The organism is Hyphomonas adhaerens MHS-3 (genome assembly GCF_000685235.1).
Classification (GTDB): domain Bacteria; phylum Pseudomonadota; class Alphaproteobacteria; order Caulobacterales; family Hyphomonadaceae; genus Hyphomonas; species Hyphomonas adhaerens.
Genome location: NZ_ARYH01000002.1, coordinates 16,150 through 36,763, shown reverse-complemented (window position 1 = coordinate 36,763; position 20,614 = coordinate 16,150). Strand labels below are relative to the sequence as shown.

General features: G+C 61.0%; 19 protein-coding genes. All 19 read right to left on the bottom strand.

What is annotated here, in order from left to right:
• Window positions 1-19: 19 nt before the first annotated feature.
• A complete protein-coding gene (locus HAD_RS12310) occupies window positions 20-709 on the bottom strand; it encodes an ABC transporter ATP-binding protein (RefSeq protein WP_035572251.1) in 690 nt (229 codons plus the stop codon).
• Window positions 709-1,995 (bottom strand): ABC transporter permease, encoded by a 1,287-nt coding sequence (locus HAD_RS12305; protein WP_035572249.1) that lies wholly within the window; start codon window positions 1,993-1,995, stop codon window positions 709-711. Before HAD_RS12305 ends, HAD_RS12310 begins: the two co-directional genes overlap by 1 nt.
• Window positions 1,992-3,311, bottom strand: coding sequence for a proline--tRNA ligase (gene proS, locus HAD_RS12300; protein WP_035572248.1), 1,320 nt, complete (start codon window positions 3,309-3,311; stop codon window positions 1,992-1,994). The genes HAD_RS12305 and proS overlap by 4 nt, the downstream gene beginning before the upstream one ends.
• A 52-nt stretch (window positions 3,312-3,363) precedes the next feature.
• The gene (locus HAD_RS12295) at window positions 3,364-3,597 is read right to left on the bottom strand and encodes a DUF1467 family protein (protein ID WP_035572247.1); all 234 of its coding nucleotides are present in this window, start codon (window positions 3,595-3,597) and stop codon (window positions 3,364-3,366) included.
• Window positions 3,597-4,025, bottom strand: a complete 429-nt coding sequence (gene mce / locus HAD_RS12290) for a methylmalonyl-CoA epimerase (protein WP_035572245.1) — start codon at window positions 4,023-4,025, stop codon at window positions 3,597-3,599. The genes HAD_RS12295 and mce overlap by 1 nt, the downstream gene beginning before the upstream one ends.
• Before the next feature lie 5 nt (window positions 4,026-4,030).
• The gene (locus HAD_RS12285) at window positions 4,031-5,719 is read right to left on the bottom strand and encodes a ribonuclease J (protein WP_035572243.1); all 1,689 of its coding nucleotides are present in this window, start codon (window positions 5,717-5,719) and stop codon (window positions 4,031-4,033) included.
• Between the two features lie 6 nt (window positions 5,720-5,725).
• Window positions 5,726-6,493 carry a type III pantothenate kinase gene (locus HAD_RS12280; protein WP_035572242.1) on the bottom strand — a complete coding sequence of 256 codons (768 nt, stop codon included), beginning with the start codon at window positions 6,491-6,493 and terminating at the stop codon, window positions 5,726-5,728.
• A 5-nt stretch (window positions 6,494-6,498) separates the two neighbouring features.
• Complete coding sequence (locus tag HAD_RS12275; protein WP_035572240.1) at window positions 6,499-7,236, bottom strand: biotin--[acetyl-CoA-carboxylase] ligase; 738 nt, start codon at window positions 7,234-7,236, stop codon at window positions 6,499-6,501.
• Window positions 7,233-8,657 (bottom strand): NADH-quinone oxidoreductase subunit NuoN, encoded by a 1,425-nt coding sequence (nuoN, locus tag HAD_RS12270; RefSeq protein WP_035572238.1) that lies wholly within the window; start codon window positions 8,655-8,657, stop codon window positions 7,233-7,235. The genes HAD_RS12275 and nuoN overlap by 4 nt, the downstream gene beginning before the upstream one ends.
• A gap of 6 nt (window positions 8,658-8,663) precedes the next feature.
• Window positions 8,664-10,160 (bottom strand): NADH-quinone oxidoreductase subunit M, encoded by a 1,497-nt coding sequence (locus HAD_RS12265; protein ID WP_035572237.1) that lies wholly within the window; start codon window positions 10,158-10,160, stop codon window positions 8,664-8,666.
• Complete coding sequence (gene nuoL, locus HAD_RS12260; RefSeq protein WP_035572235.1) at window positions 10,160-12,295, bottom strand: NADH-quinone oxidoreductase subunit L; 2,136 nt, start codon at window positions 12,293-12,295, stop codon at window positions 10,160-10,162. The genes HAD_RS12265 and nuoL overlap by 1 nt, the downstream gene beginning before the upstream one ends.
• A 6-nt stretch (window positions 12,296-12,301) precedes the next feature.
• On the bottom strand, window positions 12,302-12,610 hold the full coding sequence (gene nuoK / locus HAD_RS12255) for an NADH-quinone oxidoreductase subunit NuoK (RefSeq protein WP_035572234.1): 309 nt from the start codon (window positions 12,608-12,610) through the stop codon (window positions 12,302-12,304).
• 5 nt (window positions 12,611-12,615) lie between these two features.
• Window positions 12,616-13,209: an NADH-quinone oxidoreductase subunit J gene (locus tag HAD_RS12250; RefSeq protein ID WP_035572232.1), complete on the bottom strand. Its 594-nt coding sequence runs from the start codon at window positions 13,207-13,209 to the stop codon at window positions 12,616-12,618.
• 64 nt (window positions 13,210-13,273) lie between these two features.
• The gene (gene nuoI / locus HAD_RS12245; protein WP_035572231.1) at window positions 13,274-13,759 is read right to left on the bottom strand and encodes an NADH-quinone oxidoreductase subunit NuoI; all 486 of its coding nucleotides are present in this window, start codon (window positions 13,757-13,759) and stop codon (window positions 13,274-13,276) included.
• A complete protein-coding gene (gene nuoH / locus HAD_RS12240; RefSeq protein WP_035572230.1) occupies window positions 13,756-14,847 on the bottom strand; it encodes an NADH-quinone oxidoreductase subunit NuoH in 1,092 nt (363 codons plus the stop codon). Before nuoH ends, nuoI begins: the two co-directional genes overlap by 4 nt.
• A gap of 10 nt (window positions 14,848-14,857) precedes the next feature.
• On the bottom strand, window positions 14,858-16,924 hold the full coding sequence (nuoG, locus tag HAD_RS12235; protein WP_035572815.1) for an NADH-quinone oxidoreductase subunit NuoG: 2,067 nt from the start codon (window positions 16,922-16,924) through the stop codon (window positions 14,858-14,860).
• A gap of 15 nt (window positions 16,925-16,939) precedes the next feature.
• Window positions 16,940-18,244 (bottom strand): NADH-quinone oxidoreductase subunit NuoF, encoded by a 1,305-nt coding sequence (gene nuoF / locus HAD_RS12230; protein WP_035572229.1) that lies wholly within the window; start codon window positions 18,242-18,244, stop codon window positions 16,940-16,942.
• A 3-nt stretch (window positions 18,245-18,247) separates the two neighbouring features.
• Entirely contained in the window at window positions 18,248-19,336 is a 1,089-nt protein-coding gene (gene nuoE, locus HAD_RS12225) for an NADH-quinone oxidoreductase subunit NuoE (RefSeq protein ID WP_035572227.1), read from the bottom strand.
• A 70-nt stretch (window positions 19,337-19,406) separates the two neighbouring features.
• Window positions 19,407-20,612, bottom strand: coding sequence for an NADH-quinone oxidoreductase subunit D (locus HAD_RS12220; protein ID WP_035572226.1), 1,206 nt, complete (start codon window positions 20,610-20,612; stop codon window positions 19,407-19,409).
• Between the last annotated feature and the right edge of the window lie 2 nt (window positions 20,613-20,614).

Genomic DNA, 20,614 nt, shown 5'->3' with positions numbered 1-20,614 from the left:
AATACCCGGTTTTCACAGCTTATTCCGGTTCGTAGGGAACCAGTTTGCCGTCTTCCAGCGTGAGAACGCGGTCCATATGGGTCGTCAGGGCGTGATTGTGGGTGGCCACCAAGACCGATGCCCCCTCTTCGCGCGCCATCTTGATGAAGGTGGCGAAGACCCGCGCCGTTGTCGCCGGATCGAGGTTGCCGGTCGGCTCGTCCGCGATCACAAGGCGCGGCGTGTTGGCCAGCGCGCGGGCAATTGCAACGCGCTGCTGCTCCCCGCCGGACATCTGGCCCGGCTGGTGATCCGCCCGGTGATCGAGCCCCATTTCGGCGAGCAGTTCGAGGGCCGTTTCGCGCGCCGCCTTGCGGCTGACGCCCGCGATCATCAGCGGCATGGCCACATTGTCCGCCGCGTTGAACTCCGGCAGCAGGTGATGGAACTGATAGACAAAGCCAATCTTCGACCGGCGCATCGCTGTGCGCGCCTTGTCGTCCAGCTTCAGGCAGTCGATGCCATCCAGCAGGACGGCGCCCGCCTCCGGCCGCTCCAGCAGGCCAGCCGTATGCAGCAGGGTCGACTTGCCGGATCCGGACGGACCGATCAGGCCAACCAGTTCGCCCGCCTGCAGCTTCAGATCCGCGTCGGACAGGACGTTCAGCTCCCCCGCTGCCGTCTTGTAGACGCGCTTGATGCCGAGAAGTTCAAGCACCGGGACCGTCATCACTCGAACCTCAGCGCACTAACCGGATCCTGACGGGACGCCCACCAGGCCGGGATAAGCGAGACGCCGGCTGACATGGCCAGCGCATAGAGGCCCGTGCTGAAGACATCGCCCCAGTCGAGAATGGCTGGCAGATGGGCGAGCCCATAGGTTTCCGCGTCAAAGACTTTGCCGCCATCCATGAACAGGTTGATGAGGGCTTCGATGGCGCCGATGTTCAGGATGAACAGGACGCCGACCGTCATGCCCAGCATCGCGCCCAGCGAGCCGAGCACGGTCCCGACCATCAGGAACACGCGCAGCACACCCCCCCGGCCAAGGCCGATCGTGCGCAGGATCGCGATGTCCCGGGTCTTGTTCTTCACCAGCATCACGACGCCGACGATGATGTTCAGCGTGGCAATCCCCATGATCACCATAACCAGCAGGCGCACCATGGTCCGCTCCACTTTGAGGGCGTTGAGGTAGGCCGCGCGCTGGCTCTTCCAGTCATACATCCGCACGGCATTCCCGGTGGCCTGCGCGATGGCCTGCATGGCTTCCTGCGTCTTGTCGGGATCCTTCAGCCGGATATCCAGCATCTGGTAGTGATCCTTGGACTGGAACAGGATCTGCGCCTGGTCCATCGGCATGAAGATGTAGGCCATGTCGAGCTCGACACTTCCCGTCGAGAAGATTTCACCGACCGTGTAGGCCTTTGACCGCGGGGTGGCGCCCATGACACTGGCATTCGTGCCGGTGGTAATGATCTCGATCTTGTCGCCCGGAATGACGCCCAGCCCTTCCCGGCCGGCCGCCAGGAAAGCCCCCATCATGATCGTGTTGCCACCGTTCCGGCCCACACCGAACCCGGCATCAATGGCCGCCTGCCCGTGATCCTGCAGGAACGGCAGGGTCGACAGGTCTTCATTCCGCATCGCGCGGACAACCGCGCCGGTCTTGCGGCCATTGGCGGTGACGAGCACGTATTCCTCAATATAGGGCGACGCGCTCGTGACGCCCGGGATCTCGCGAATCTTGTCCGCAATCGATTCGGCTTCGGCCTCTGTGTACTGATTGACCACGGCATAAACATGCGGCTGGCCGCCCAGCAGCGCGTCCAGCAACGTCGCGCGAAAGCCGCTCATGATCGACATGGTGATGATCAGCGCCGCGACGGCAAAGAAAATGCCGACGAAGGAGATGATCGAGATCAGGCTCGCGCCGCCATGCTCGCGCTTGGCGCGCAGGTACCGCCAGGCCAGGGTCCGTTCGAGACGTCCGAATGGCGCAGCGGCCTGACTCATGCGGGCGTAACCTTTGCAACGACATCGGCGAAGGGCAGTTCCACCTTCTCGCCGGTCTTGCGATTCTTGACTTCAACTATGCCCTTTTCAAGACCTTTCGGGCCAATCACCAGCTGCCACGGCAGGCCGATAAGATCCATCCGGGCGAATTTGGCGCCCGCACGATCGTCGGTTTCGTCATACAGCGTTTCGATGCCAGCGGCTTCGAGCTGGTCGTAAAGATCGCCACACGCCTCGTCGCAACCTTCGTCGCCCACGCGCATGTTGATCAGACCGACATGGAACGGCGCCACCCCCTCCGGCCAGACGATGCCGTTGTCGTCATGGCTGGCTTCGATGATGCCGCCGACGAGGCGTGAGACGCCGATGCCGTAGCTGCCCATCTGGACCGGCACCATCTGGCCATCCGGTCCCTGAACCACCGCGTTCATCGGCTTGGAATACTTGGTTCCGAAATTGAAGATGTGACCGACTTCGATCCCGCGCGCGGAGACCTGACGGTCTTCCGGGATCGCTGCGAAGGCCGCTTCGTCGTGCATCTCATCCGTCGCCGCATAGTATTGCGTGCGCTTTTCGACTTCCGCAGTCAGGTCCGCATCGAAATCCAGACCAAGGCCCGGCGGATCCATATCCAGCAGAGCCTTGTCGCAGAAAACGGCGCTCTCGCCCGTATCGGCCAGGATGATGAATTCGTGGCTGAGATCCCCGCCGATCGGGCCGGTGTCGGCCCGCATCGGAACAGCAGTCAGGCCCATGCGGCTGAAGGCGTTCAGGTAAGCACAGAACATCTTGCGATAGGAGACGCGGGCATCGTCTTCCGTCAGATCGAAGGAATAGGCGTCCTTCATCAGGAATTCGCGGCCCCGCATCACGCCGAAACGCGGACGCACTTCATCGCGGAACTTCCACTGCTGGTGATACAGGTTCAGCGGCAGCTGTTTGTAACTCTTCACATAGGAGCGGAAGACGTCCGTAATCAGCTCCTCATTCGTCGGGCCGTAAAGCATGTCACGGTCATGCCGGTCCTGAATGCGCAGCATTTCCTTGCCATAATCGTCATAGCGGCCGGACTCCCGCCAGAGGTCGGCCTGCTGCAGCGTCGGCATCAGGAGTTCGACGGCCCCGGCGCGGTTCATCTCGTCCCGCACGATCTGTTCGATCTTCTTCAGGACGCGCAGACCCAGCGGCAGCCATGTATAGATGCCCGCCCCGTTCTGGCGCACCATGCCGGTGCGCAGCATCAGCTTGTGCGAGACAATGGCCGCATCTGCCGGCGCTTCCTTGGAAACGGGCAGGAAGTATCTGGAAAGCCGCATCGAATCCCCGGGGACTTGTTGTAAAACGCGGCTCACCTAGCCGCAGCGGCGCCTATTGCGCAAGCAGCTGTGGCACGACCACGGCTGCGATGGCTGTGATCACACAGGCCACACCGGTGGACCAGAGCGCCTTCTTCCCAACCATATGTTCCTTGGGAGCCGCTTCTTCCGTGCCCTCAACAGTCGAGCCATCTTCCCACTGGCTCCGGACGCCAATGGGAAGAAATGCGAAAAAGGCGACCCACCAGGCGATCGTGAAAACGACCAGCCCGCTCATGAACTGCATTAGTGTGCGCCTTCCGGGCTTTCCATCAGTTCGATCAGAACGCCGTTTGAATTTTTCGGGTGAACGAAGACGATCATCGTGCCGTGAGCACCGATGCGGGGCTTGCCAAGAACGGTTGCGCCGCGCTTGCCCATCTCGTCGACGGCCTCGTTGATATCGTCAACTTCGAAGCAGACATGGTGCTGCCCGCCCTTGGGGTTCTTCTGGATGAAATTATGGATCGGGGATTCTTCGTTCAGCGGTTCGATCAGTTCGATCTGGCTGTTCGGCAGGTTCACGAAACAGACTTTGACGCCCTGCTCGGGCATGTCGAAAGGGGTGGTGATGTCCGTCGCGCCATAAAGCGTGCGGTAAGTTTCGCAGGCTTCTTCCAGATCCGGCACGGCCACGCCGACATGGTTCAATGGTCCGATCTTGAATTCACTCATGATACTCAGGTCCTCAAAACAACGACTTCGATCATCGGACGCCTGCCATAGGCTGTCTCTGCGGCCTTTCGAAGCGCGCGGCCGATCGCACGCTCCACAGCGTCGTCATCGAAGCGGTTTTTCCGTTTCAGGCCGCTTATTGCTATGTCGGCTGCCTCTTCCAGAGTTTCAAGGCTTTCATCCGCAAGCCGCCCGTCCGGCTCGGAAAAGCCTTTTGCCACAACGACCGGTCCATCCACGACATTTCCCTGCTCATCGAGGGATACAGAGGCAAAAAGCACCCCGTTCCACGAGAGCTTGCGGCGTTCCTGAATCCCCTGCGCGCCTTCCGGCACCAATTGGTTGCCATCAAGGACCAGGCGGCCATTCGGCACCTCGTCCAGAATCTCGGCCGCCCCCGGCGCAAGGCGTACCAGGCTGCCGTTTCGCGGCGTAATCGCCTCCGGCACCTGGAGCGAGCGCGCATAGGCGGCGTGCTCCATGATATGCCGGCGTTCGCCATGCACAGGCACGGAAATCCGCGGACGGACCCACTGGTACATGCGGCGCAACTCGTCACGGCACGGGTGGCCGGAGACGTGAATCTTCTGTGGCACCATGCGGGGGGTGATCACCCGGATGCCTTTGTCCGCGAGCCCGTTCTGAAGCGCGAAAATGCCTTTTTCGTTGCCCGGGATCTGGCGCGACGAAAAAATGACCGTGTCGCCTTCGCGCAGGATCACATGTCTGTGGTCCCCGCGTGCAATGCGGGACAGCGCTGCCCGCGGCTCCCCCTGGCTGCCGGTGCAAAGATACAGAATGTGTTCCGGCGGGAAATGCCCTGCCTCGCTCTCGTCTACAAATTCCAGATTTGGCGGAAGGATCCCCACGGCTTTCGCCGCATTCGTGATCTTGTGCATGCTGCGCCCGACAAGACACACATGCCGGTCCGCTTGCATTGCCGCATCGATGATGGATTTCACGCGCGCCACATTCGAGGCGAACGTCGTGACGGCAACGGCTCCGGTCTTCTGCTCCGCGATCAGTTCCACCAGTCCCTGACGGACGGTTTCTTCAGATCCGGCCTCCCCCTCCTCGAAGACATTCGTGGAATCGCAGACCATGGCGAGCACGCCTTCATCGCCCAGCGCAGTGAGTCCGGAAACGTCCGTCGCCGAACCAATTTGCGGGTCCGGATCAATCTTCCAGTCGCCGGTGTGCAGGACAATCCCGGCGGGCGTGCGGATTGCCAGGGCGTTCGGCTCGGGAATGGAGTGTGTCAGGGTGACGTAGGTCACCTCGAACGGTCCGGCCTGCACCTTGCTTCCCATTGAGATCGTCTTGAGTGCGGCCGTATCGACACCGCGCTCTTCCATCTTTGAACGGACCAGCTCCGCCGTGAAGGGCGTTGCATAGATGGGGGCGTTTATCTGAAGACGCGGATAAATCAGGCCCACGGCACCGATATGGTCTTCATGGGCGTGGGTCAGGAACACGGCATCGATGTGCTCGCCGATCAGATAGTCCGGGTCGGCACAAATCAGATCGATGCCCGGTTCATCGTCGCTGCCGAAGGTGACGCCGAGATCCGCAAGAATCCAGCGGCGCGCATGCGGCGGGCCATAGCCGTAGGCATTGAGGTTCATGCCGATTTCGCCGCAACCGCCGAGCGGCAGGAAGACGAGTTCGTCCTTGGAGTGGGCTGTATCGGACATGAGACCCTATTTGTTGAGGCGGTAAATTTCCAGGAGGCCCCGAATAAGGAGATCCTGATCGTAGTGGTCGATGGTTTCGCTCGCGCCTTCAAACAAGGCCGCGACACCGCCTGTGGCGACCACGCTCATTGGCTTGCCATACTCTTTCTTGATCCGGTTCACGAGTCCGTCGATCAGGTCGATGTATCCCCAGAACACACCGGATTGCATCGCTGAAATCGTGTCGTGGCCAATCACATGCGCCGGACGCTGGATGGCGATGCGCGGCAGCTGCGCAGCGGCATCGTGCAGGGCCTTCACAGAGAGGTTGACCCCCGGTGAAATGATACCGCCTTCGAACGCGCCGTCTTCTGCAACCACGTCGAATGTGGTTGCCGTGCCGCTGTCGATCACAATCAGGTTTCCGGAATACTGCTTGTGCGCACCGAGGGCGCTGACAATGCGGTCCGCCCCCACCTGTTCCGGCCGGCTGATGCGGATTTCCATGCCGGTCTTGAGATCAGGGTCGCCGATGAACATCGGTTCGACATGCAGGTAGCGGCGGGCGAGGTTCCGGAAATTGAAGACGGCCTGCGGCACAACGGTGGAGATCACACAGCCATTGATCTGGCTGAGATCAGCGCCGTGCATATCCGCAAGCCGCCACAGCCAGGCGGCGTGGTCATCTGCAGTCTTGGTCGGATCCGTGGCACTGCGCCACTGGTTCACCCATGTGTTGTCATCATGGATACCGAAAACCGTGTTCGTGTTGCCAACGTCGATAGCAAGCAGCATGCGCGTCAGACCTCTCCGATAAGATGTACATCGCCAGCCCTTATGGTCTGTCGCGATCCGTCCGGCAATCTGAGGATCAGCCCGCCATCGGGGGCCATGTCCTCAAAGATGCCCTCAACGGGTACGCCGCCCGGTGACACTCGGACCTGGCCGCCAAGCCCTTCGGCACGCTTCAGCCAATCCGTCCGGACCGGCCCGAAGCCGTCACGCGCCTGCGCCAGGCGGGTCATGAAATGGCGGGTCAGGGAACCGAATACTTCAATATGATCAAGGGCTTTGCCGCCTGCGAGTTCCGCAAGGCATGTGGCCGCCTGGCCAGCCTCCGGCGGCACCTGCGCCACGTTCACGCCCATGCCAGCGATCACCCAGAGCCCCTGCTCATCCTGCCCGGTTTCGATCAGAATCCCGGAAAGTTTGGCTTTGTTCACACGTACGTCATTCGGCCATTTGACGCGCACATCGGCACCGGGCGCATACTCCAGCGCGGTGTCGCTGACCGCCAGGGCCGCCGCAAACGGGATCCGCGCCGCAACCTGAATGCCGCCCGGCTCACGGAAAAGCGCTGACGAGAAGATGTTCCCCTTGGGCGAAGCCCAGTGCCGCTGCAGCCTGCCCCGGCCCGCGGTCTGCTCGTCCGCCAGAATCCAGCAGTTTTCGAACACGCCTGCCTGGGCGCGCCGCCGGGCCTCGGTGTTGGTGCTGTCTATCGTGTCGAGGCGATGGACGGGCCAGGCTTGGTTCAAGCCATGATCCCCAGCGCAGCCTGATTCGCCCACCCGCTAAGCAGGAAGAAGAAGACCATGAACACGATTACGAACAGCGACGATGCCAGCACAACCAGAGTGACAGACCCGTCAATCGCTTCAAACCGTTCGGTCGGCTCATCGAACCACATGATCTTGATCAGGCGCAGATAGTAGCCAAGCGACACCACCGATGAGAGCACCAGGATGATTGCCAGCGGATAGAGCCCCGCGCCAACGCCCGCTTCCAGCACAACCCATTTGCCGAGGAAGCCACCGAAGGGCGGCAGGCCGGCAACCGACCAGATCAGGACGGACAGCGCAATCGCCAGCCACGGGCGCTTGGTCATCAGGCCACCAAGTTCGGAAATTCCTTCCACCATGCCGCCCTGACGGCGCATGGCCAGCACAGCTGCAAACAGGCCGAGCGACGAGACGACGTAAAGCGTCATGAAGGTCAGCAACGGACCAGCGCCCAGATCCTTGCCAGCCGCAACGGCTACCAGCGCATAACCGACGTTCGCGATCGAGGAGTACCCCAGAAGGCGTTTGATATTGGTCTGCGTCAGACCGCCGAAAGCACCGATCAGCATCGAGAGGCCAGCGATGATCGTGATGATCAGCTGCCACTGGTCCATCGCTTCACCGAAGAGCTGGAACATCACATTTGCAAACACGACCATGGCGGCCATTTTCGGCGCAGCGCCGAAGAAGGCACCGACCGGTGTCGGGGCTCCTTCATAAACATCCGGCGTCCAGACGTGCATCGGGGCGGCCGAGACCTTGAAGGCAAGTCCGACAATCATCAGCACCATTCCGAACATCAGGCCAACCGACGGCTCAGCCGCTGCAATGCCGGCGTAGAAGGTCGTTCCGGAGAAACCGTAGACCAGCGATGCGCCATACAGCAGCATGCCTGAAGCGAGTGATCCGAGGATCACATATTTCAGGCCGGCTTCGGAGGAACGTGCAGAGTCCCGATGGAATGCAGCAAGCACATAGGATGACAGGCTGAGCGTCTCGATGCCCATGTAGAGCGTCATCAGGTTCGCAGCCGACAGGATGATGCCCATGCCAAGCGACGCGAAGATCGTCAGCAACGCATACTCATACCGCGCGGTTTCATGACGCTTGAGGAATCCCTCGGACATGACCAGGGCGAGACCACCCACGATGAATGAAACGATCTTGGCGAAGTTGACGAAACTGTTGGATTCCACGAGGCCGTTGAACGCCTCGCCGCCCTGATAGGTCATGGCCGCGATCCCCGCAGCAACGAACAGGACCAGCGCGCCGAACTTGAACGACAGACCGTTGAAACGGTCCTTGAGAAGCGCGCCCAGCAGCACGCCCAGAAGGCCTGTGGCGGCGAGCCAGAGTTCCGGCCCGATCGCCAGGGTCATGGCAGTGAAGTCGAGCATGGGCGATCAGCCTCCGGCCATCATCGAGAGAATGCTCTTCGCAGCGCCCTCGGTCAGGTTAAAGATCAGGTTGGGCGCGACGCCGAAAAGCAGCGTCAGCAGCGCCAACGGGACGATTGTTACAAGTTCGATCCGGTTCATGTCCTTGATGTCATTCAGTTCCGGATTGGTAATCTGGCCGAACACGGTGCGCCGGTAGAGCGTCAGCATGTAAACAGCCGAGAAGATCACGCCGAGCGCGGCGCCAGCTGCTGCCCAGGTGGACGCCTGGAAGCCGCCGACCATGGTGAGGATCTCACCGATGAAGCCGGATGTGCCCGGAAGGCCGACATTGGCCATGGTGAACAGCATGAACAAGGTCGCATAGACCGGCATGCGGTGGACCAAGCCGCCATAAGCGGCGATCTCCCGCGTGTGCATCCGGTCGTAAACGACGCCGACGATCAGGAAGAGAGCCGCAGAGATGAAGCCGTGGCTGATCATCTGGAAGATAGCGCCCTGCACGCCGACCTCGGTGAACGAGAAGACGCCAAGCGTTACAAAACCCATGTGCGCAACCGACGAGTAAGCGATCAGCTTCTTCATGTCAGTCTGACGCCAGGCAACGAGTGATGTGTAGACAATCGCCGCAACGGCCAGCGCAAACATTGCCGGCTGGAACAGGTGGCTCGCATCCGGGAACATCGGCAGCGAGAAGCGCAGGAAGCCGTAGCCGCCCATCTTCAGCAGGACGCCCGCCAGAATGACGGAGCCTGCCGTCGGGGCCTGAACGTGCGCATCCGGCAACCAGGTGTGCACCGGCCACATCGGCAGTTTCACCGCAAAGGAAGCGATGAAAGCCAGCCACAGCCAGGTCTGGACGTGAGGATCGAAGGCGAACTTCTCCAGCACCTCAAAGTCAGAGCTGCCAGCCGTGATGTACATGTACACGACCGCAACCAGCATCAGGAGCGAGCCGAGCAGCGTGTAGAGGAAGAACTTGAACGCGGCGTAGATCTTGTCCTTGCCGCCCCAGATACCGATGATCAGGAACATCGGGATCAGGCCGGCCTCGAAGAAGATATAGAACAGGACCAGGTCGAGCGCGGTAAACACGCCGATCATGAAGGTTTCGAGTACCAGGAAGGCGACGACATATTCCGTCACCCGTGTGTGGATCGAATTCCAGCTCGCCAGCAGGCAGATCGGTGTCAGGAACGTCGTCAGCAGGATCAGCGGCAGCGACAGGCCATCAACGCCCAGCTTGTAGCTGATCGACTGGTACCAGACGTGCTGCTCGACCAGTTGATAGCCCGGCGTCGACGGATCGTAATAGAAGAACGCCGCCAGCGAGACGAGGAACGTCGCGCCCGTAATGACGAGGCCAGCCAGGAGCGCGGTGCGCCCCTCATTGGCATTCTCGGACGAACTGCTGCCAGCCGTAGCTGCCCGCACGGCCATGATGATCAGTGCGCCAACCAGCGGCAGGAAGGTCAGCGCCGATAGAATGGGAAACCCGCCCATTAGTGTGCCCCTCCGGCGTTCAGCCACATGAGCGCCCCGAAGACGAGGGCTGCGCCAATAATAATGAATGCATAATGATACAGACGACCTGTGTGCAGGATCGACAGTCGCCGGGCACTCAGCAGTGTCAGCGCGGTCATGCCGTCAGCACCAGCCGCGTCGATGACCTTCTTGTCGGCTTTCCAGAAGATATTGCCGAGGAAGGCCGCGCCCCGCACCAGCGTCGCGTTGTAGATCTCGTCGAAGTACCACTTGTTGTAGAACAGCGAATAGAGCGGTCCGCCACTGTCGGCGATACGCTTCCCGACGCCGCGATTGAAGAGGTAGGTCATTGTTGCCAGCAGGAGACCGCCCAGCGTGACGATCAGCGGGGCATAGATCACCCACTCCGGCACTTCGTGGCGGGCATGGAGGACATGGTTCTCCGAAGCGCGATAGATCGCCCCCGCCCAGAATGCTTCGTTCGAATGGTCGACGAAGTAATTGTAGAAGAAGAAGCCCGAGAAAATCGCACCGAGGCTCAGCAAACCAAGCGGGATCAGCATGACCAGCGGGCTCTCATGCGGTGTGTGATCATGGCCATGGCCGTGATCGTCGTGCGCGTGATCGTCATGGGCATCATGCGCGTGGGCATGATCGTCGTCATGGGCGCCTTCCCATACCTTCGGTCCGTGGAACGTCATGTAGATGAGGCGCCAGGAGTAGAAGCTGGTCAGGAAGGCCGCGACGATACCGAACCAGAAAGCCATCTGGCCGAAGGCAACGTGCTCCATACCGCCCGCAAAGGCGCTTTCCAGGATCGCATCCTTCGAGAAGAAGCCGGCAAAGCCAAGTTTCGTGTGCGGAACACCAAGGCCGATGATGGCGATCGTACCGATCATCATGGCCGCATAAGTCAGCGGCATGAATTTCGCGAGACCGCCCATCTTCCGCATGTCCTGCTCGTGGTGCATGCCGTGGATCACCGAGCCTGCGCCAAGGAACAGAAGCGCCTTGAAGAAGGCGTGCGTGAAGAGGTGGAACATCGCGGCCTCATAGGCACCGACCCCAGCCGCGAAGAACATGTAGCCGAGCTGCGAACAGGTCGAATAGGCAATCACCCGCTTGATGTCGTTCTGCGCCATACCGACGGTAGCGGCGTAGAGCGCAGTCACCGCGCCAACCACGGTGATCATGCCGGCCGCGACGAGCGTGTACTCATACAGCGGTGACAGAAGGCAGACGAGATAGACACCTGCGGTGACCATGGTTGCGGCGTGGATCAGGGCGGAGACCGGCGTCGGGCCTTCCATGGCGTCCGGCAGCCAGACGTGGAGGAAGAACTGGGCCGACTTGCCCATCGCGCCGATGAACAGCAGCACGCCAATTACTTCGACGGCCCAGACGCGTTGGCCAAGGAAGGTCATGATGACTTCGCGGGCCGGTGCCGGATCGGCAAAGGCAATCGGCGTCACCATGGTATTCTCGCGCAGCGCTTCCATGAAGGGCGCAAACTCAACGGTGCCATAGATGCAGAACACCGCCATGATGCCGAGCGCGAGGCCGAAATCGCCCACACGGTTGGTGACGAAGGCCTTGATGGACGCGTCGTTCGGCGCCTTGTTCTGGTACCAGAAGCCAATCAGCAGGTATGAAGCGAGGCCCACGCCTTCCCAGCCGAAGAAGAGCTGGATGAAGTTGTCGGCGGTCACCAGCATCAGCATGGCGAAGGTGAAGAGCGACAGGTAAGCGAAGAAGCGCGCCTTGTGCGGGTCCTCGCTCATGTAGCCCCAGGAATAGAGGTGAACGAGGCCAGACACGCCCGTGATCACGGCCATCATGACGATCGACAATGTGTCGACCCGGATGGCCCAGTTGGCATGGAACTCGCCAACATTGATCCAGGGCATCAGCGTGATGATGTGCTGGGTCACGGCGTGGCCATGTTCGGCCGCAGCGTGTGCATCGGCGCCATGGCTGCCGAGTCCTGCCGCATAGGAGAACAGTTGCAACAGGGACAGCGCGCCCGCTGTCAGGACGACACCGGTTGTGGCGTACATGACGATCTTGTCGCCAATGAACTTGTGAACCAGACCTGTCAGCGCCACGAGGCCGGGCGCAAGGACGATGAAGATGAGAAGTGCGTCAGAAAGCATACCGGCCTAGCCCTTCATCAGGTCTACGTTCTCGACCGCGATGTCACCGCGGTTCCGGAAGTAGACGACTAGGATGGCAAGACCGACGGCGGCCTCGGCGGCAGCGACAGTCAGCACGAGCATGGCGAAGATCTGCCCGGCAATCGTGCCGGAGAAGACCGAAAAGGCGACCAGGTTGAGGTTCACCGAAAGCAGGATCAGCTCGATCGCCATCAGGATGACGATGATGTTCTTCCGGTTCACGAAGATGCCTACCACCCCGATCGTGAACAGGGCGGCCGACACCGCGAGATAATGGGAAAGCCCGAGTTCCATAGGTATCAGATCCCCTGCCCCGGCTTGGGGTCCTTCAGTTCATAGGCATCGCCGCGGCGGCGCGATGTCTGCTTGGCAATGTTCTGGCGTTTCACTTCCGGGCGGTGGCGCAGGGTCAGGACAATGGCGCCGATCATCGCGATCAACAGCACGATACCGGCCAGCTGGAACAGCAGCAGGTATTCGGTGTACATCACCTGTCCGATGGCTTCGGCATTGGTGTCCGCGCCCGGCGCGGCGTCAAAGGCATCCGGCCGCGAATGCACACCCATCACGGACGCCATGAAGATCTCGGCCGCAAAGACAATGCCGACCAGCATCGCGAACGGCCAATAGCGTAGCGTGCCATCCTTCAGCTCGACGAAGTCGACATCCAGCATCATGACGACGAACAGGAACAGCACCGCGACGGCGCCGACATAAACGACGACCAGAAGCATGGCGATAAACTCCGCGCCAATCAGGACGAACAGCCCCGCCGCGGAGAAAAATGTCAGGATCAGCCACAGCACGGAGTGGACGGGGTTCCGCGCCATGATGACCATTAGCGCTGACACGAGTGTCACCGCAGCCATCAGGTAGAATGCGATCAGTGCCACAGCCCTCTGACCCCTCTTGTGTTTGGGACAATCATGCGTCCCGGTTACTCTTTAGCGGCGCGCCTTAGCGATAAGGCGCATCCAGTTCCAAATTCTTTGCGATGAGACGTTCCCACCGGTCGCCGTTCGCGAGCAGGCGGTCCTTGTCGTAGAACAGTTCCTCGCGGGTTTCGGTCGCGAACTCGAAGTTCGGCCCTTCGACGATGGCATCCACCGGGCAGGCTTCCTGACAGAAACCGCAATAGATGCACTTCACCATGTCGATGTCGTAGCGTGTCGTGCGGCGCGCGCCGTCAGCGCGCGGCTCGGCCTCGATCGTGATCGCCTGTGCCGGGCAGATGGCTTCACACAGCTTGCAGGCGATGCAACGTTCTTCGCCGGATGCGTAGCGGCGCAGGGCATGCTCTCCGCGAAAACGCGGCGACAGCGGGTTCTTCTCGAACGGATAATTCACGGTGGCCTTGCGGCGGAACATTTCCAGCGTGGCCAGCCAGAAGGCCCCGAGGAAATCGGTCAGCAGCGCGCCGCGGATGGTCTGCGCGAGGCTCATGACTGCACTCCCGTATAAGCGACATAGCCTGCAACCACGAGAACGGCGAAGAGCGATGTCGGCAGGAAGATCTTCCAGCCAAGGCGCATCAGCTGGTCATAGCGGTAGCGCGGCACGATGGCCTTCACCATGGCGAAGAGGAAGAAGAAGAAGAAGGTTTTGAACATGAACCAGAACAGCCCCGAGAAGCTGGTCAGGAACGGATGGTCGCGGACAAATTCATCCCCCAGGGCAACCGGGCCGTGCCAGCCGCCCAGGAACAGGATGGTCATCATCGAACACATCAGAACGATGTTCAGGTATTCGCCCAGCATGAAGAGCAGGTAGGGCGTGGAGCCATACTCGACCTGATAGCCGGCAACGAGTTCCGACTCCGCTTCCGGCAGGTCGAACGGCGGCCGGTTCGTTTCAGCGAGGGCCGAGACGAAGAAGATGACGAACATCGGCACCATGACCACGATCAGCGGGAAGTTCTGGAAGCTGAAAACGTGCCAGTTCCAGAAGCCGCCGTCCTGATTGTTCACGATGTCGGTCAGGTTCATGGATCCGACCATCAGGATCACGGTGATGATCACAAAGCCGATGGACACCTCATAGGAGACCATCTGAGCGGCGGACCGCAGCGCGCCGAGGAACGGATATTTCGAGTTCGAGGCCCAGCCGCCCATGATGATGCCGTAGACACCGAGGGAGCTGATGGCGAACAGGTAAAGGATCCCGACATTGAGGTTCGAGATCACCCAGCTCGTGCCGCTGACCGTACCGGGTGCAACCGGGATCGCCGACCAGGCTGCGAAGGCCAGCGTACAGGTCAGGATCGGCGCAAACAGGAACACGAACTTGTTCGCGCCCGCCGGGATGACGATCTCTTTCAACAGGAACTTGCCGAAGTCCGCGAAGGACTGGAGCAGGCCGAACGGGCCGACCACGTTCGGGCCTTTCCGCATCATCACGCCTGCCCAGACCTTGCGGTCGAACAGCAGAAGGAATGCGATCGAGAGAAGCAGGACCAGCGTAAACAAGCCGATCTGGCCGAGGACCATCAAGGGGCCCCAGAACTGTCCCATAGACTCGATGTAGTTACTCATGGCGCCCGCCCTACTCCGCTGCTACCGGAGTGTCCAGCGCTGTCGCCAGCGCAGAGCATTCCGCCATGGTTTTCGATGCCCGGGCGATCGGATTGGTCAGATAGAAGTCTCCGATCACCGGCTTGAACGGGGCGCTGGAAAGGCTGCCAGCGCCTTCCGGAACGGCCTTGAGTGCCTCAGCGCCAGCCGCGCCCGGCGCATAGCCAATCCCCGCAAATGCTTCATTTTCCCGCAGGCCTTCACGCAGGGCGTCAACCGTATCGTACGGCAGTGTCTTGCCCATCACGTCAGACAGCGCACGGAAGATTGCCCAGCCTTCGCGGGCCTCGCCTTTCGGCTGGACCGCTCTGGACGTGACCTGCACGCGGCCTTCGGTGTTCACGAAGGTTGCGGTCATTTCTGTGTAAGCGGCCGACGGCAGGATGACGTCTGCGCGGCTTGCGCCCGCATCGCCGTGCGAGCCGACATAGATGACCGTCGCACCGGCCGTCTTGGAGAGGTCGACTTCGTCGGCGCCGAGAAGCACGATGGTCTCCATTCCGCCGCCGAGGATACCCGCCGTTGCTTCGCCGCCTTCACCCGGCACGAAACCAGTGTCCAGCGCGCCAACGCGGCCGGCTGCATTGTGGAGCACGCCGAAGCCTGCCCAGTCGTCCGCAATCGCGCCAGTCTCATTGGCGAGCTTGATCGCGGCGGCCAGCACGGCGTCGCCATCGTCGCGCACCAGGGCCCCTTCGCCGAGCACGATCATCGGTCGCTTGGCGCCTTTCAGGAACTCGGCGGTTTCGGCCTTGTTCAGCGCGTCTGCACTGTTGCCGAGATGGGTATAATCATAGGTCAGATCCGCCGCGTCACCGATCAGGGCGACTTTCAGGTCAGCCCAGAGCCAGGTCTTGCGGATACGGGCGTTCCAGACAGCGGCTTCCGTGCGCGGATTGACGCCGACGAGCAGCAGCGCATCAGCCTCTTCCACACCGGCCAGTGTCGGGTTCAGGATGTAATGCTCGCGCACGCCGTCGGTGCCATACTTCGCGCCAGCCGGGCGGCAGTCGGTGTTCTGAATGCCGAGCGAGCGGAACAGGTCCAGCGCAGCCTTGGCCTGTTCGACTTCGATCAGGTCTCCGGCAACAACGCCGATCTTTTCAGCGGGCTTGGACAGCGCCGCTTTGACGGCTTCGAACGCTTCGCCCCAGGAGGCCGGCTTCAGGCGGCCATCGACACGGACATACGGCTTGTCGAGACGCTGGCGGGCCAGACCATCCCACACGAAACGGGATTTGTCGGACAGCCACTCCTCGTTAATGTCCTCGTTCACTTCCGGCATGATGCGCATCACGCCATCGCCCTTGGCATCGACACGGATTGAAGCGCCCATGGCGTCCATCACGTCGACGGAAGACGTCTTGCGCAGCTCCCACGGGCGCGCATTGAACGCATAAGGCTTCGAAGTCAGCGCGCCGACCGGGCAAAGGTCGATCACATTGCCCGAAAGCTCAGACGTCAGATTTTTCTCGAGATAGGTCGTGATCTCGGCGCTCTCACCGCGCGAGATCATACCGATCTCTTCCACGCCGCCGACTTCGGCCACGAAGCGGACGCAGCGCGTGCACTGGATGCAGCGGGTCATGATCGTCTTGACCAGCGGGCCCATATTCTTGTCTTCGACGGCGCGCTTGTTTTCTTCGTAGCGGCTGCCGGAACGGCCATAGGCCACGGCCTGGTCCTGCAGGTCACACTCGCCGCCCTGGTCGCAGATCGGGCAATCCAGCGGGTGGTTGATGAGCAGGAATTCCATCACCCCGTTGCGGGCCTTCTCGACGTAAGGCCCTTTGGTGCGGATATTCGGTGCGGAGCCATCGCGGTTCGGGCGCATGTCGCCGACCGTCTGGGCGCAGGACGCAATCGGCTTCGGCGCGCCTTCCCATTCGACGAGGCACATGCGGCAATTACCGGCGACCGACAGGCGCTCGTGATAGCAGAAGCGCGGAATCTCGGCGCCAGCCTCCTCACACGCCTGCATCAGCGTGTAGGATTTCGGAACCTCGATTTCCTTGCCGTCGACATTGATTTTGAACAGATCGGACATGGACCCCTACTCCGCCGCAACGACTGCGCCCTGCACCATGGCGCGCGGCAGTCTGTACTGGTTGATGCGGTCTTCGATTTCTGGACGGAAGTGGCGGATCAGGCCCTGGATCGGCCAGGCCGCTGCGTCGCCGAGGGCACAGATCGTGTGACCTTCCACCTGCTTGGTCACGTCCAGCAGCGTGTCGATCTCGTCATGCTCGGCTTCGCCCTTCGCCATGCGTTCCATGACGCGCCACATCCAGCCGGTGCCTTCGCGGCACGGCGTGCACTGGCCGCAGGATTCGTGCTTGTAGAAATAAGCGAGACGGGCAATCGCCTTGATCAGGTCAGCGTCCTTGTCCATCACGATGACAGCCGCCGTGCCGAGGCCGGACTTCAGGTCACGCAGCGTGTCGAAGTCCATATAGGCGTCCATGATCTGTTCGGCCGGAACCATCGGCACCGACGACCCACCGGGGATCACGGCTTTCAGGTTTTCCCAGCCACCACGGATACCGCCGCAATGCGTGTCGATCAGATCACGGAAGGTGATCGACATCTCTTCTTCAACATTGCACGGCTTGTTCACGTGGCCGGAGATGCAGAACAGCTTGGTGCCGGTATTGTTCGGGCGCCCGAAACCGGCAAACCATTCGGCGCCTCGGCGCAGGATCGTGCCGGCAACAGCAATCGACTCGACGTTGTTTACAGTGGTCGGGCAGCCATAGAGACCGGCATTGGCCGGGAATGGCGGCTTCAGGCGCGGCTGGCCCTTCTTGCCCTCAAGGCTTTCGAGCAGAGCCGTTTCCTCGCCGCAGATATAAGCCCCGGCGCCGTGGTGGACGTAGAGATCGAAATCCCAGCCGTTCACATTGTCCTTGCCAATCAGCTTCGCCTCATAGGCTTCCTTGACGGCCTTTTCGAGCGCGTGACGCTCATTGATGTATTCACCGCGCAGATAGACATAGCATTTGTGCGCCCGCATCGCGCGAGAGGCGATCATGCAGCCTTCGATCAGCAGATGCGGATCGTGACGCATGATTTCGCGGTCTTTGCACGTGCCGGGCTCGGACTCGTCGGCATTGACGACGAGATAGTGCGGACGGTCACGCACTTCCTTCGGCATAAACGTCCATTTCAGGCCGGTCGGGAAACCAGCACCGCCACGGCCGCGCAGGCCGGATGCCTTGATCTGGTCGCAGATCCAGTCCGGTCCCTGTTCCAGGATTTCCCGGGTCAGGTGCCATGCACCGCGCTTCTTCGCCGCGTCGAGTTCGGGCGAATGAAGACCGTACAGGTTCGTGAAGATGCGATCCTTGTCCTGCAACATCGCTTAGTCCTCATCTTCCTGGCTGGAGGGGACATCGCCCGCATCCACGCGCTTGGAGAATTCCGTTTCGCCGCCCTCGGAGAGCGTTTTTGCCTGGGCAATCCAGTCTTCGCGTTCGATCCGCCCGGGAAAGCTCATGAAGTCTTCGACCCAGTCGACATTTTCCGGCGTCCACTCAGCAATCTGCTTGAAAGTATAGATGCCAAGCTCGTTGAGCGCGTCTTCATTCTTCGGGCCGACGCCCTTGATGCGCTTGAGATCGTCATAGGATGCCGGGTCAATCGTCACGGCCTCCGGGCGCACGCCCGTTTCAACCTTCTTGGCGGCATCAATAAGGGTCGTCTTCGTGTTGGAGGCGACCGGCTCTTCGCGTTTTGTATTGGTCGGGGCTGCGGCCTCGGGCTTGCCGGCAGCTTCAGCTTCTGAAGGCTCAGGCTCGTCGGATGGCAGGTTCGGCAGCTTGGTGATGGCGTTCTTGCTGCCATCGAAGAGGGCCGGATCGGTCAGCGTGGTCGCGCCACCTTCCGGCGCGCTGTTTACGCGGTCAATCTGCGGACCCGGCGCAACATCGACGCCATTCTTGAGCTTGCCGAGAATTTGCGACAGCGTCTCTGGCGTCAGGTCTTCGTAATAGTCGTCATTGATCTGCACCATCGGCGCATTCACACAGGCACCGAGGCACTCGACCTCTTCCCAGGACAGGCGGCCATCGTCGGTGACATACATGATGTCGCCGATTTCCTGCTGGCAGACTTCCTTCAGCTTCTCGGCCCCGCGCAGCTGGCACGGTGTCGTGCCGCAAAGCTGGACGTGGAATTTGCCGACCGGCTGGAGGCGGAACATCGTGTAGAAGGTCGCGACTTCGTAGACGCGGATATACGGCATTTCCAGCCGGTCCGCGACTTCGCGCATGGCCGGCTCGGACAGCCAGCCATTATTGTCCTTCTGGGCAAGCCACAGCATGGGGATGACGGCCGAACGCTGCTTTTCCGCCGGATACTTGTTCCGCCAGAAGGCAATCTTCTCTTCCGTTTCCGGCTTGAAGGCGAACGTATCGCCACCAGCCTCAAGATCAAAACGGCGCAGTGCCACTACTCGATCCTTCCTGCATAAAACGTTTTTGCTTCATCCTTGGCCGGATGAATGACTTTTCCTGCGGACATCAGCGGTCGATCTCCCCGAACACGATGTCGAGCGAACCGAGGATCGCGGACACGTCAGCCAGCATGTACCCGCGGCACAAATGGTCCATCGCCTGAAGGTGCGGATAGCCCGGCGCGCGAATCTTCGCGCGATACGGCCGGTTGGTGCCATCAGAGACAAGGTACACACCGAATTCGCCCTTCGGCGCTTCGATGGCGGCGTAGCATTCGCCTTCCGGAACGTGGAAGCCTTCCGTGTACAGCTTGAAGTGATGAATCAGCGCTTCCATGGAGTTTTTCATCTCGGCACGGCGCGGCGGCGAGACTTTCGACCCCTTCAGCAGGACCGGCCCCGGCCCTTCGCGATTCATGATCTCGATGCATTGCTGCATGATCTTGGTCGACTCGCGCATCTCTTCCATGCGGCAGACATAGCGGTCGTAATTGTCGCCGTTCTTGCCGACCGGAATCTTGAAGTCGAGTTCGGAGTAGCACTCATAGGGCTGAGCGCGGCGCAGGTCCCAGGCATAGCCGGACCCGCGAACCATCACGCCGGAGAAGCCCCAGTCCATGATCGTCTTCTCGTCCACGATGCCGATGTCGACATTCCGTTGCTTGAAGATGCGGTTTTCGGTGACGAGCCCTTCAAGCTGGTCCAGCTTGCCGGGGAATTGCTCGCACCATTCCGAAATATCGTCGAGCAGCGCCTGCGGCAGGTCCTGGTGGACACCGCCAGGACGGAAGAACGCCGCGTGCATCCGGCTGCCGGAGGCGCGTTCGTAGAAGACGCAGAGCTTTTCCCGCTCCTCGAACGCCCAAGTGATCGGCGTCAGCGCGCCAACGTCCAGCACCTGCGAGCCGATGTTCAGCAAGTGGGACATGATGCGGCCCAGCTCGGAATAAAGCACGCGGATCAGGCTGCCGCGGCGCGGCGCTTCAATGCCCAGCAGCTTTTCGATGGACAGGCACCAGGCGTGCTCCTGATTCATCGGCGCGCAGTAATCCAGCCGGTCGAAATACGGCATGCCCTGCAGGAAGGTCTTGTATTCGATCAGCTTCTCGGTGCCGCGATGCAGCAGGCCGATATGCGGATCAACGCGCGTGACGATCTCGCCATCGAGGTCGAGGATCATGCGCAGCACGCCGTGGGCGGCCGGGTGCTGAGGCCCGAAGTTCAGCGTGAACTTGCGGTCTTCCATTTCGGAGATGTGAGCGGTGTCAGCCATTG

Excerpts from the sequence above, each read along its gene's own strand:
- mce (WP_035572245.1), bottom strand. The coding sequence starts at position 4,025 with ATGAGTGAATTCAAGATCGGACCATTGAACCATGTCGGCGTGGCCGTG.
- nuoH (WP_035572230.1), bottom strand. The coding sequence starts at position 14,847 with ATGAGTAACTACATCGAGTCTATGGGACAGTTCTGGGGCCCCTTGATG.
- proS (WP_035572248.1), bottom strand. The coding sequence starts at position 3,311 with ATGCGGCTTTCCAGATACTTCCTGCCCGTTTCCAAGGAAGCGCCGGCA.
- HAD_RS12220 (WP_035572226.1), bottom strand. The coding sequence starts at position 20,612 with ATGGCTGACACCGCTCACATCTCCGAAATGGAAGACCGCAAGTTCACG.
- nuoL (WP_035572235.1), bottom strand. The coding sequence starts at position 12,295 with ATGCTTTCTGACGCACTTCTCATCTTCATCGTCCTTGCGCCCGGCCTC.
- nuoN (WP_035572238.1), bottom strand. The coding sequence starts at position 8,657 with ATGCTCGACTTCACTGCCATGACCCTGGCGATCGGGCCGGAACTCTGG.
- nuoF (WP_035572229.1), bottom strand. The coding sequence starts at position 18,244 with ATGTTGCAGGACAAGGATCGCATCTTCACGAACCTGTACGGTCTTCAT.
- HAD_RS12285 (WP_035572243.1), bottom strand. The coding sequence starts at position 5,719 with ATGTCCGATACAGCCCACTCCAAGGACGAACTCGTCTTCCTGCCGCTC.
- HAD_RS12310 (WP_035572251.1), bottom strand. The coding sequence starts at position 709 with ATGACGGTCCCGGTGCTTGAACTTCTCGGCATCAAGCGCGTCTACAAG.
- nuoI (WP_035572231.1), bottom strand. The coding sequence starts at position 13,759 with ATGAGCCTCGCGCAGACCATCCGCGGCGCGCTGCTGACCGATTTCCTC.
- HAD_RS12295 (WP_035572247.1), bottom strand. The coding sequence starts at position 3,597 with ATGCAGTTCATGAGCGGGCTGGTCGTTTTCACGATCGCCTGGTGGGTC.
- HAD_RS12280 (WP_035572242.1), bottom strand. The coding sequence starts at position 6,493 with ATGCTGCTTGCTATCGACGTTGGCAACACGAACACGGTTTTCGGTATC.
- HAD_RS12305 (WP_035572249.1), bottom strand. The coding sequence starts at position 1,995 with ATGAGTCAGGCCGCTGCGCCATTCGGACGTCTCGAACGGACCCTGGCC.
- nuoK (WP_035572234.1), bottom strand. The coding sequence starts at position 12,610 with ATGGAACTCGGGCTTTCCCATTATCTCGCGGTGTCGGCCGCCCTGTTC.
- HAD_RS12265 (WP_035572237.1), bottom strand. The coding sequence starts at position 10,160 with ATGGGCGGGTTTCCCATTCTATCGGCGCTGACCTTCCTGCCGCTGGTT.